This window comes from Agromyces binzhouensis, assembly GCF_042672355.1.
Lineage (GTDB): Bacteria > Actinomycetota > Actinomycetes > Actinomycetales > Microbacteriaceae > Agromyces > Agromyces binzhouensis.
Genome location: NZ_JBHXVJ010000002.1, coordinates 297,328 through 309,100, shown reverse-complemented (window position 1 = coordinate 309,100; position 11,773 = coordinate 297,328). Strand labels below are relative to the sequence as shown.

At 72.7% G+C, this 11,773-nt stretch carries 11 protein-coding genes; 3 read left to right on the top strand and 8 right to left on the bottom strand.

Annotated elements, in window-relative coordinates:
* Both ACFVHK_RS05115 and ACFVHK_RS05110 read right to left on the bottom strand, forming a co-directional pair.
* The coding region (locus tag ACFVHK_RS05115) for an ATP-dependent 6-phosphofructokinase (protein WP_376927893.1) at positions 1-745 on the bottom strand (745 nt) is incomplete at its 3' end.
* 151 nt (positions 746-896) lie between these two features.
* A complete protein-coding gene (locus ACFVHK_RS05110) occupies positions 897-3,020 on the bottom strand; it encodes a DEAD/DEAH box helicase (protein ID WP_376927892.1) in 2,124 nt (707 codons plus the stop codon).
* Positions 3,021-3,310: 290 nt separating this feature from the next.
* Here ACFVHK_RS05110 and ACFVHK_RS05105 point away from each other — a divergent pair, with 290 nt between their 5' ends.
* The gene (locus ACFVHK_RS05105; RefSeq protein ID WP_376927891.1) at positions 3,311-3,520 is read left to right on the top strand and encodes a hypothetical protein; all 210 of its coding nucleotides are present in this window, start codon (positions 3,311-3,313) and stop codon (positions 3,518-3,520) included.
* A gap of 9 nt (positions 3,521-3,529) precedes the next feature.
* Here ACFVHK_RS05105 and ACFVHK_RS05100 read toward each other — a convergent pair whose 3' ends face one another.
* Positions 3,530-5,500 carry a DUF2207 family protein gene (locus ACFVHK_RS05100; protein WP_376927890.1) on the bottom strand — a complete coding sequence of 657 codons (1,971 nt, stop codon included), beginning with the start codon at positions 5,498-5,500 and terminating at the stop codon, positions 3,530-3,532.
* Positions 5,501-5,631: 131 nt separating this feature from the next.
* On the opposite strand from ACFVHK_RS05100, the gene ACFVHK_RS05095 reads away from it, so the two are divergent.
* Positions 5,632-5,910 (top strand): metal-sensitive transcriptional regulator, encoded by a 279-nt coding sequence (locus ACFVHK_RS05095; protein WP_129236061.1) that lies wholly within the window; start codon positions 5,632-5,634, stop codon positions 5,908-5,910.
* 7 nt (positions 5,911-5,917) lie between these two features.
* A complete protein-coding gene (locus ACFVHK_RS05090) occupies positions 5,918-6,469 on the top strand; it encodes an O-acetyl-ADP-ribose deacetylase (protein WP_376927889.1) in 552 nt (183 codons plus the stop codon).
* 28 nt (positions 6,470-6,497) lie between these two features.
* Here the strand turns inward: ACFVHK_RS05090 and ACFVHK_RS05085 are convergent, their stop codons facing one another.
* The 5 genes from ACFVHK_RS05085 to ACFVHK_RS05065 all read right to left on the bottom strand — a co-directional run bounded on the left by ACFVHK_RS05085 (position 6,498) and on the right by ACFVHK_RS05065 (position 11,762).
* A complete protein-coding gene (locus tag ACFVHK_RS05085; RefSeq protein ID WP_376927888.1) occupies positions 6,498-7,493 on the bottom strand; it encodes a glycerophosphodiester phosphodiesterase in 996 nt (331 codons plus the stop codon).
* Between the two features lie 78 nt (positions 7,494-7,571).
* The gene (locus ACFVHK_RS05080; RefSeq protein WP_376927887.1) at positions 7,572-9,059 is read right to left on the bottom strand and encodes an SDR family oxidoreductase; all 1,488 of its coding nucleotides are present in this window, start codon (positions 9,057-9,059) and stop codon (positions 7,572-7,574) included.
* A gap of 33 nt (positions 9,060-9,092) precedes the next feature.
* Positions 9,093-9,332 (bottom strand): hypothetical protein, encoded by a 240-nt coding sequence (locus ACFVHK_RS05075; RefSeq protein WP_155841279.1) that lies wholly within the window; start codon positions 9,330-9,332, stop codon positions 9,093-9,095.
* Positions 9,333-9,342: 10 nt separating this feature from the next.
* Entirely contained in the window at positions 9,343-10,203 is an 861-nt protein-coding gene (locus tag ACFVHK_RS05070) for an aldehyde dehydrogenase family protein (RefSeq protein WP_376927886.1), read from the bottom strand.
* Entirely contained in the window at positions 10,200-11,762 is a 1,563-nt protein-coding gene (locus tag ACFVHK_RS05065; protein ID WP_376927885.1) for an aldehyde dehydrogenase family protein, read from the bottom strand. The genes ACFVHK_RS05070 and ACFVHK_RS05065 overlap by 4 nt, the downstream gene beginning before the upstream one ends.
* Between the last annotated feature and the right edge of the window lie 11 nt (positions 11,763-11,773).

The following is an 11,773-nucleotide window of genomic DNA, read 5'->3' as shown; positions in this document are numbered from 1 at the left end:
CCCGGTCCGGGGGGGTTTTTTCGGGGGTGGGGGGTGGGGGGGTGTGCCACCCTTCTTTGTTGTCTGCTACCACCCCGCCCGCCCCCCCGTTGCGGGGGGCCCGCCCGCGGCCCCCCCCCGACTCCACGTACCCGCAGATCTCCTCGATGCCCATCGGCTGCTCGGGGATGAGGATCGCGTGGGCGCCGCCCGCCATGCCCGAGTGCAGCGCGATCCAGCCCACGTGGCGGCCCATGACCTCGAGCACGATCGCGCGGTTGTGCGACTCGGCGGTGGTCCGGAGGCGGTCGATGGCCTCGGTCGCGATCTCGACGGCCGTGTCGAAGCCGAACGAGTAGTCGGTCGCGGCGAGGTCGTTGTCGATGGTCTTGGGGACGCCGATCACGGGGATCCCGCCCTCGTCGTACAGCCGGCGCGCCGCGGTGAGCGTGCCCTCGCCGCCGATCGCGATGATGGCGTCGATGCCCTCCTCGTCGAGCATGCGTCCGATGTTCTCGGGCCCTCCCTGCTCGCCCTCGAACGGGTTGGTGCGGCTCGAGCCGAGGATCGTGCCGCCCTGCTTCGAGAGCCCGCGCACGTCGTGGCGCGTGATGGGCATGATGTCGCGCTCGACGACGCCGCGCCAGCCCCAGCGGAACCCGACGAACTCCGCTTCGTGCGAGATGACGCCCTTGAGCACGGAACCGCGGATGACCGCGTTCAGTCCCGGACAGTCGCCGCCGCTCGTCAGAATGCCGATCTTCATGCCTGGTTGACTCCTCGTGAGGTGGACGTTCGCGGGGGTGCCGCATCGTCGAGGCGCGAACGTGGGGAGTCTAGCGGGGCACGCGGCATCCGGTCGCGTCGTGACCCTCCGTCGAGGCGGGCGAGACGACGGCGGATGCCGCGCGCCGGCGCTACAGTGCGCCGTCCAACGCCTGCCGCAGCAGGTGCTGCAGCGCGTCCAGCTGCACCGAGTCGGCCGAGCCCGGCTCGACGTCGCTGCCGTCGAGCGCACGGAGCGCGAGGCCCTGCTTCTGGTCGATGAGCTCGGCGATGCGCGCGTCGACCGTGTGCGCCGCGATGATGCGCCACGCCGTCACGGGCTCGTCCTGGCCGATGCGGTGCACGCGGTCGATGGCCTGCGTCTGCTCGGCCGCGGTCCAGCTGAGCTCGGCGAGCACGACGTTCGAGGCCGACTGCAGGTTCACGCCGACGCCGGCGGCCGTGAGCGAGCACACCGCGATCGAGACGTCGGCCTCGGTGTTGAACGCGTCGATCGCCTGCTGGCGCGCGACGGCGGTCTGGTCGCCGCGGATGGACACCGTGCGGAGCTCCCGCGCCGCGAACGCGGCCTCGGCCTGGTCCATGACGTCGATGTGCTTGGCGAAGAAGACGACCTTGCCCGCCGAGCGGGCGAGCTGTGCGGCGTAGTCGGCCGCGAGGCCCGCCTTCGCCTGGCCGATGCGGCGGACCATGGTGAAGACGTTCTCGCCGGACTTCGACGACTTCGACTCCTCGAGCTCGGACAGCGCCACCGCCCGGATGTACTGGTCGCGCTCGAGCTCGTCGAGGTCGCCGACGCGGAGCTTCCTGGACTCGACGAGCGCGCGGAAGCGACTGGCGAGCCGGTTGCCGAGCTCGCGCTCGGCGGCGCGGATCGAGCGGCCGAGTTCGTCGTCGAGCTCCACGTGGAGGTCGGCGATGCGCTTGTCGGGAAGGTCGGCGGCCACGTCGACCTTGCGGCGTCGCACGATGCCGAGGTCGATGACCGTGCGGCGCGCCTCGGCGTAGAACCCGGGCTCGGCCGGCGTCAGCCCGGTCTCCTCGAGCTTGCCCAGGAGCTCGGGCGACGGCCTGTCGCCGGCGATCCAGCCGAGGAACTGCCAGATCGCGCGGAAGTCGTCGACGTCGTTGATGAGCGGCGTGCCGGTCAGCGCGAGCAGCAGCGGGTCGCCGCCCGGCGTGTTCGCGCGGATGCGCTCCGCGAGCGCCAGCACGTTCCGCGAGCGCTGCGACTGCAGGTTCTTGATGAAGTGCGCCTCGTCGACGACCATGCCGCGGAAGCCCATCGTGGACAGCCAGGTCATGTGCCGGTCGAGGATGTCGTAGTTCACGACGACGACGTCGGCGAACGCGTCGACCGTGTCGCCGTCGCCGTGGATGACGGTGGCGCGGCGATGCGGCGTCCACTGCTCGACCTCGCGCGCCCAGTTCATCTTGACCACGTTCGGGACGACCGCGAGCAGCGGGTAGGCGTCGGCCACGGATGCCGCGAGCACGGACTGGGCGGTCTTGCCGAGACCCGGCTCGTCCGCGAGCAGGAACGTGCGATGGCCGTCGCGCGCCGACTCGATGAAGCGCGCCTGATGCGGCATGAGCTCGAGCCCGCGCGGCGCGAGCCGGTCGACGGCGGGCGCCTCGGGCAGGTCCATCGACGCGGCCTGGCCGCCCGAGCCCGACTCGAACGACTTGAAGAGCGGACCGAGCAGTTCCCAGTTCGCGAGCCTGCGGACGGGAACGACGTGGTGGTCGCCGCGGCTGAAGTCCGGCGGCAGGAACGGGTTCGCGAGCTGCCGGGCCTTCACCGACGGCGGGACGACCTGGTTCACCGCGACCTCGGGCACCGGGGCGGGCTCGCGGACGATGATGAGCTCGTCATCGCTGAGCTCGGCGCCCGACTCGAGCAGCCAGTCGCGACGGAACCGCTGCGCGACCGTCGAGATCGACGCATCCGGTTCGAGCAGCGAGATGAGGCTCGTGTCGCGGGCCGCGGTCTTCGCGAGGATCTGCGCGATGCCGTCGAGCCGCTTGAGCAGCTCGGAACGGGCGCCGTCGGCGAGGTCGGCGTCGGCCTTCACCCGCGCGCGCTCCTCGCGCATGAGCAGCGCGATGACCTGGAACTTGGTGCGGTTGGTGGGGCCCAGCTTGTTCTTCTGGGCCTTCTGCTCGACCTCGCGGACCTTGCGCGCGAGGATCGGGATGATGGGCGCGTCGTCGTCACGCGAACGCGTGCGTTGCCGCTGCCTCGTCTGGGCCAATGGTCCTCCCCTGTCTGGGCCCGATGCGATCCGGCGCTCGGGACCACGGGCGGGTGGTCGGCACCGGCTGACGGGATCGGACGTCGAGGCCGTCGCGGTGCGCCGGATCCGGAAGGGCCGAGCATGGCGGAGCGAGTTCCCCCAGCCGTCGGTCCGTGAAGGGATCCGTCGAGCGCCTCGGTCATTCTACGCGCCGTGGCGCGATCGGCGCGAATGCGCGCGATCGGGGCGACCGGCGCAACGGGACCTCGGCCCTGTCGGAGGGTCGCCGGCGGGGCTACGCTCGTGCCATGGACGAGTCGACGGGGGTCGGCGGAGGCATCGCCGACGATCACGAGTTCCAGGTCGCGCAGGACGGCGAGATCCCGCCCGAGCCCGAACCCGACGAGGACGACGACGAGCGGCCGATCGGCGAGGACTCGGACGACGTGGTCGGCATCGACGAGGAGCGTCGCGTCGTGCTGCCCGACGAGCGCGCTCCCGCTGACGACGAGGAGTGAGCCGGCGGGTCAGACGCCGCCGCCTCCTCCTCCGCCTCCGCCGCCGCCGGAGGAGCCGCCACCGCTCGAGCCGCCCGACGACGAGCTCGACGACGAACCCGACCAGCTCGTGCTCGACACGCTGCTGAACGAGCTCACGCTCGCGGCGAAGTATCCCGCGTGGAACCCGCTCCGCCCCGAGTACCAGTCGGGCTCGCGTTCCTGCTGCGCGTAGAGCGCGGCGAGGACCTGGCTCCACTCGCGCTCCATCCCGAAGAGCACGGAGTACGGCAGGAGGCGCTCGTTGAGGCGCAGCACCGCCTCGGGGTCGGGCGTCCCGTCCGCGCGGATCGGCCGACTCCCGACCGGCGCGGGCCGCCCGGTCGGCAACGCGCCCGGAGGCGGCGGCGGGAGGTCGGGCGCGGGCACCGGTGCGCGCTCCGCACCGCTCGGGGACTGCAGCACGCGGAGGCGATCCGCCTCGGCGAGCCGGATGTACTCCCGCAGGCCCTCGAGGTGGTCGCGTGCGGCGCGTCCACGCTCCGTCAGGGGGCGCACGACGCCGACGATGCCGAAGGTGACGAACACCGCCGCACCCGCGACGAGGATCGTCAGCCAGGGCCAGCCGCCGCCCATCCGCTCGTCGAGGGCGATGAACCCGAAGACGGCCGCGAGCACCGCCGCGCCGATCGCGAGCAGCGAGAACAGCCCGCGCAGGCCCCGATCGGGCTTGCGACGCAGGCCCTCGCGCTCGACCCGGGAGTGCACGGAGGTCCGCAGCCGCGCGAGCTTGGTGCCGAGCGAGGCGTCCCTCGACCGCAGGTCGCGGCGCGACCCGATCGGCGCCATCGGCCCGAACAGCGCCCGCAGCACGCTCGACGCGTCGCGGTCGGCACCCTCGATCGGGGCCGCGAGCTGGACCGAGTACTTCCGGGAGCCCGTCTCGATCACCCGCACCCGACGGTCGACGGCCTCGGCGAGCAGCGTGGCCGTGATGCCCTTCGAGGCGGCGCGGACGAGGTCGGCGGCCTCCATGAGCGTGAGCCGCTCGGGCGGCTCGTACTCGGCGATGATGATGCCGCGGCCGGGGTGGTCGCGCCACCGCGTGGCGCGCGTGACGCCCGCGATGACCGCGACGGCGACGGCGAGGAGCGCACCGACGAGCGAGGTCATGGCCGCGGGCGAGGAGGTGAAGCGGTCGTCCCGCGGTTCGAAGGTCCCGGGCACGAAGCCGATCGCGACGGTCAGGTTCTGGTACGGGCCGAGCAGGTCAGCCCGCGCGAGGACGACGGGCTCGCCCTCGGGCCGCACCTCGAGGCTCGCGCACGGGGTGCTGGAGCCCTCGTAGCCGCTGTAGCACGCCGCGTCGCCGGAGAGGGCGTCGACGAGGTCGGGATCGAGGCGCACCTCGGCCCGGACGACGCCGAACGGCTGGCGCCACCCGGTGCCGTTGACGTCCCAGTAGAACTCCTGCACGTCGAGGTCGTCGGGGTCGAACGTGACGTTGCGCTGGTCGTAGGTGATCACGTAGGTCTGCTCGCCGTGCACGAAGTCGTCCGCGGCGATCGTGACGAGCTCGAACGCGCCGTCCTCGCTGCGCTCGGTCTCGAACGACCGCGGGGCGCCGTCCTGGTCGAACACCGAGCGCACGCGGACGTCGGTCGGGTGCCCGTCGTAGGTGCGCGGGATCGCGCGACGGATGCCGCGGTTCTGGTCGTACTCGGGGAAGACGGCGACGAGCGTCTCGGTCGTCCTGAGGGTGGAGCGCCCGTCGTCGTCGCGGCCGAGCTCGTAGACCGCGTCGAAGCTCGCGAACACGAAGTCGTCGACATCGGCCCGGACCGCAGCAACCGGTTCGGCGACGGACCGCACCGACGCATCGACCGCCGGGGCGGGCGCCGCGGAGGCCGCCGTCGCGGGCCCGATGCCCAGCACGAACGCGGCCAGCGCGCCGGCCGCGACCAGGAGCGGGCGTCGCCGGAACGGACGCGGGGTGGTCATGCGCTCACGCTAGCGAACCGGGTGCCCCCGCGTCATCCGTCGCCGCGCGCCGACGCGACCGGCATCGCGCGTTCGCGGCCCGCGATATCGGATACGGCCCCGGGTATCGCGCGCGGGCGTATCCTGACGGGGTGATCGAGGACATCAAGAAGCGCGCGCTGCACCGCACGAAGATCATCGAGGGCCAGCTCCGCGGCATCGAGAAGATGATCGAGAACGACGACTACTGCATCGACATCATCACGCTGTCGCTCGCGGTCCAGAAGTCCCTCGGGTCGCTGAACAAGCTGCTCGTCGAGAACCACCTGCGCACCCACGTCTCGCACATGTACGAGCAGGGCGGCGACCAGCGCGAGGAGGCGGTGGCCGAGCTCGTGCGCATCTTCGAGCTCTCCAACAACCGGGGCTGACGAGCGGATGCCGCGCATCGAGCTCGTCACCGGCGACCTCACGCGCGAGCGCGTCGACGCGATCGTGAACGCGGCGAACACGTCGCTGCTCGGCGGCGGGGGCGTCGATGGGGCGATCCACCGTGCGGGCGGGCCCGAGATCCTCGCGGAGTGCCGACGGCTCCGCGAGACGACGCTGCCCGACGGGCTGCCGACGGGCAGCGCGGTGGCGACGACCGCCGGCCGGCTCGCCGCGCGCTGGGTCGTGCACACCGTCGGCCCGGTGTGGCCCGGCGAGGGCCCCGAGGCGGTGCGGCGCCGGGCGCTCCTCGAGGACGCGTACCGCAACTCGCTCGGGCTCGCGGCCGAGCTCGGCGCGGCATCCGTCGCCCTTCCCGCCGTGTCGGCGGGCGTCTACGGATGGCCGGCGGACGACGCGGCCGAGGTCGCCGTCGCCGCCGCGGTCGCCGCGGTCGCCGCGCCCGACCTCGTGCGCTTCGTGCTGTTCTCCGAGCGCATGCACGCGACGTTCGCGGATGCCGCGGCGCGGCTCGGCGCCGACGTGGTCGTGCTCGGCTGACGGCGGGTCGTGCGCGCTGCGCGCCCGGTCAGGTGCCCGGCGAGGTCGAGGCGATCCACGCGTCGAGGTCGCTCGGCTGGTCGGTGATGATCCCGTCGACGCCGAGCGCGCTGACCTCCTCCCAGCGGTCCTGGCTGTTGAGCGTGTAGCAGAGCACGGCGATGCCGGCCTCGTGCGCGACGTCGATCGCCTCGGGTGCCGCGGTGACGGATGCCGCAGTGGTGCCGAACCCGATGACGCCGAGCTGCTCGGCGAGCGGCACCGGGTCGGCGGGGAGCTCGCGGATGAGCATGATCCTCGGCGTGGTCGGGGCGACCCGCTGGATGGACTGCAGCGTCTCGATGCTGAAGCTCTGCAGGACCACCCGGCCGCGCAGGCCGTGGCGCTCGACCAGGTCGAGCACGATCCGCACCTCCTCCGGGGTCCAGTCGGCCTTGAGCTCGACCAGTGCGCGCGCGCCCTCGCGCTCCGCGAGCGCCGCGAGGAAGGTCTCGAGGGTCGGGATGGGCTCCCCTGCCCACTCCGGTGAGTACCAGGCCCCGGCATCGATCCGCTCGAGTCGTTCGAGGTCGAGGTCCTCGATGCGCGCGTCGCGTCCGGCGATCCGCTCGAGGTCGGTGTCGTGGAAGAGCACGGGCACGCCGTCGCGGGTGAGGCGCACGTCGGTCTCGACGTAGGCGAGCCCGTCCATCGCGAGCTCCAGTGCGGGCATCGTGTTCTCGGGCGCCTGGGAGCGGTCGCCGCGGTGGCCGATGATGGCGGCGGCGTCGCCGGGCTGGCGGAGGGCGCCGAACACGTCGATCGCGTACACGCCGGTCGGCGTGGAGGCGCCCCAGAGCGTGGCGGCCATGGCGAGAATGCCGGCGACGGCGAGCGGGATGCGGATGAGCGGCCTCGGCGGGCGCGCGAGCCCGCGGATGCCGTCGCGGCCGGACCGTCGGGGAACCGGGGTGGCGACCTGCTGGACGCTGGGTCGATCGGGGGCCGCGGTCGCTGGGTCGACCGCGTCTCGAAGGTGACGCACTGATCGGGCCTTTCCACGATCCGCGCCTCCTTGCACGGGACCGTGCAGGTCACCCTAGCAAACTCCGTTACCGTTTCGTTACTTTCTTCCGGCGACGTCGGATTCCCGGCTGACGGAGGCCTCCGCCTCGGCCGTGATGCGATTCGCCATTCCGGCGAACACGATCCCGTGGAACGGGACGACCGCCCACCAGTAGAGGCGACCCGCCAGCCCCTTCGGGAAGAAGACGGCGCGCTGGCGGTACCGCGAGCCTGCGCCGTCCGGTTCGGCCGACATCTCGAGCCACGCACGCCCCGGCACGCGCATCTCCGCCCGGAGGCGCAGGAACCGCGGGCGCTCGATGCGCTCGACGCGCCAGAAGTCGACCGCGTCGCCCGGATGCAGCGTGTCGGGATCCCGCCGTCCGCGGCGGAGGCCCACCCCGCCGAACAGCTTGTCGATCCAACCCCGGACCGCCCACGCCAGCGGGAACGAGTACCACCCGTTCTCGCCGCCGACGCCCTCGATCACGGCCCACAGGGCCTCGACGGGCGCGGCCGCGCCCCGCTCCCGGTGGTCGGTGTAGACCGTGTGGCCCGCCCAGTCGGGGTCGCTCGGCAGCGGGTCGCTCGGGGCGCCCGCGACCTCGGCGTTGCGCCAGCTCGTCTCGACCTCGCCCGACTGCTCGCGCTCGAGCGCGAGCCGGACCGCTCGGCGGTACGGCGTCAGCCCCTCGGCGGGCGGCGGGATGACGTCGTCGATATCGTGCTCGCGCATGACGCAGTCGAACTGGAGGGACTCGATGATCGGCACCGCGATGCGCCGCGGGATCGGGGTGACGAGGTTCACCCACTGCCCGGCCAGCCACGGCGTGAGCACGGGCAGCGCCGCGATCGGCCGCTGCCGCAGGCCGGCCTCGACCGCGTAGCCGTTCATGAGCTGGCCGTAGCGGAACACGTCGGGTCCGCCGATGTCGAACGCGCGATTGACCTCGGGCGGGACCTCCGCGGCGCGGATCAGGTAGTGCAGCACGTCGCGCACCGCAATCGGCTGGATGAAGTTCCGCACCCACCGGGGCGCCGGCATGTACGGGAGCACCTCGGTCAGGTGCCGGATCATCTCGAACGACGTCGACCCGGACCCGATGACGACGCCCGCCTGGAGGACGATCGTCGGCACGCCCGAGGCGAGGAGGATCTCGCCGACGCGCACCCGCGAGCGCAGGTGCCGGGAGAGGCGTCCCGCCGCGGGATGCAGCCCGCCGAGGTACACGACCCGTCGCACCCCGTTGCCGGCGGCCTGCTCGGCGACGTTGCGGGCGATCGAGAGCTCGAGGTCCTCGAAGTCCCCGCGACCGCCCATGGAGTGCACGAGGTAGTAGACGACCTCGACGTCTCGCATCGCGCGTTCGACGGCCGTCGCGTCCGTCAGGTCGCCCGCGACGACCTCGACGTCGCCCGCCCACGGGACGTCGCGCAGCCGTTCGGGCCGGCGCACGATGACACGGACCTCGCGTCCGGCCTCGACGAGCCTCGGTACGAGGCGCCCGCCGATGTAGCCGGTCGCCCCCGTCACCAGGACCCGCACGTCGGCCCTCCCCTCGTCAGGCGTCGCACGGGCTCAGCCGTGCTCGTTCCCCCGACGATAGTTGCCGCTCGCCCGGGCGAGGAGGTGCTGCGCCTGTGAATCGTCCGCACGTTGCAGCGCCGCCACGAGCTTCGCGGCGGAGCGCCCGCCCACGGTCATCACGGCGCGGCCGCCGCGCAGCACGATCACCGCGCCGTGCCCGGTCACCCGATAGTCGAACGGGTCGGCGACCAGCCGCCCGCGCTCGTCGGAAGCCCCCTCGCGCCCGGACATGGGCTCTCGCCTACCGCAGGCTCTTCGTGTGCCAGACCGTCTTCGTCTCCGTGAAGGCGGCGATGCGGTCGAGCGCCGGTGCCGCGGCATCCGGACCGGGCTCGGGGCGCAGCACGCGCTTCAGGGTGTCGGCCGCCGCGATCTCGAGGTCGACCCAGTCGAGCTCGCCCGCGCCGACGAGGTCGAGCGCGTTCACGTCGGAGTGGCTCGCCAGCCACGGCGCGATCTCGGCGGGCGAACCCGTCAGCACGTTGACGACGCCCTTCGGCACGTCGCTCGTCGCGAGCACCTCGGCGAGGCTGATCGCCGAGAGCGGGAACCGCTCGCTCGCGACCACGATCACCGCGTTGCCGGCCACGAGCGCGGGCGCGACGGCGGAGACGAGCCCGACGAGCGAGGAGTCCTGCGGCGCGACGATCGCGACGACGCCGGTGGGCTCGGGCACCGAGATGTTGAAGTACGGCCCGGCGACCGGGTTCGCGTTGCCGGCGACCTGCGCGAACTTGTCGGCCCACCCGGCATACCAGACCCAGCGATCGATCGCCTCGTCGACCTGCGCACCGGCCTGGGCGCGCGTGAGCCCCTCGGCCTCCTCGATCTCCGCGACGAACTGGGCACGACGGCCCTCGAGGAGCTCGGCGATCCGGTAGAGCACCTGACCGCGGTTGTAGGCGGTCGCACCGGCCCAGCCGGCGACCGCGCCGCGCGCGGCGACCACGGCGTCGCGGGCGTCCTTGCGCGAGGCCTTCGCGGCGTTGGCGAGGAACCCGCCGTCGGCCGCGCGCACCTCGTAGGTGCGGCCGGACTCGCTGCGCGGGAACGCGCCGCCGATGAACAGCTTGTAGGTCTTGGGCACGGCGAGGCGGCTCACTTCGCGGCTCCCTTCTTCGCGGGGCGGGCAGGTCGGCGGGTGCGGCGGGCCGGCTTCTCGTCGCCGGATGCCGCGCTCGAGGCCTCGACGGCGCGCGGCGCGGTGCGACCGCTCGAGGTGACCGATGCGGGCGAGAGGTACGCGCCGAGGCCGTGCCGTCCGCCCTCGCGGCCGTAGCCCGACTCCTTGTAGCCGCCGAACGGGCTCGACGGGTCGAAGCGGTTGAAGGTGTTCGCCCAGACCACGCCGGCGCGCAGCTGGTCGGCGACCGCGAGGATGCGGCTGCCCTTGTCGGTCCAGATGCCCGCCGAGAGCCCGTACGGCGTGTTGTTCGCCTTCGCGATGGCCTCCTGCGGCGTGCGGAACGTGAGCACCGAGAGCACCGGCCCGAAGATCTCCTCGCGCGCGATCCGGTTCGAGGTCTGCACGTTCGTGAAGATCGTCGGCGCGTACCAGAACCCGTTCTCGGGGATCTCGCACGGCGCGCTCCAGCGCTCCGCACCCTCGGCCACGCCCGCGTCGGAGAGCTCGCGGATGCGCTCGAGCTGCTCGCGCGAGTTGATCGCGCCGATGTCGGTGTTCTTGTCGAGCGGGTCGCCCAGGCGCAGCGTCGACAGGCGCTGCTTCAGTCGCTCGACGACCTCGTCGTGGATCGACTCCTGCACCAGCAGTCGGCTCCCGGCGCAGCACACGTGGCCCTGGTTGAAGAAGATGCCGTTGACGATGCCCTCGATCGCCTGGTCGATGGGCGCGTCGTCGAACACGATGTTCGCGGCCTTGCCGCCGAGCTCGAGCGTCACCTTCTTGTGGGTGCCGGCGACCTGCTTCGCGATCGCGCGTCCCACTGCCGTCGAACCGGTGAAGGCGACCTTGTCGACGCCGTCGTGGCCGACGAGGGCCGCACCGGTGTCGCCCGCGCCCGTGATGATGTTCACGACGCCCGGCGGCAGGTCGGCCTGCTGCACGATCTCGGCGAAGATGAGCGCCGTGAGGGGCGTCGTCTCGGCGGGCTTCAGCACCACCGTGTTGCCGGCCGCGAGCGCCGGGGCGATCTTCCACGCGAGCATGAGCAGCGGGAAGTTCCACGGGATGACCTGGGCGGCCACGCCGAGCGCCTTCGGGTTGGCGCCGAGCCCGGCGTAGTCGAGCTTGTCGGCCCAGCCCGCGTAGTAGAAGAACCACGCCGCCACGAGCGGCACGTCGACGTCGCGCGACTCCTTGATCGGCTTGCCGTTGTCGAGCGACTCGGCGACGGCGAGCTCGCGGGCGCGCTCCTGGACGAGGCGCGCGATGCGGAAGAGGTACTTGCCGCGGTCGCGACCGGTCATCCGAGACCACACGCGATCGTGCGCGCGGCGGGCCGCGGCGACGGCGTCGTCGACGTCGGCCGCGTTCGCGTTCGCGATCGTCGCGATCCGCTCCTCGCTCGCCGGGGAGACGGACTGGAAGGGGGTGCCACGACCGTCGACGAACTCGCCGTCGATGAAGAGGCCGTACTCGTCGCGGAGCGAGAGGATCGCCCGCGACTCGGGGGCGGGTGCGTATTCGAGGAAGCTCATGATGCGGTGCT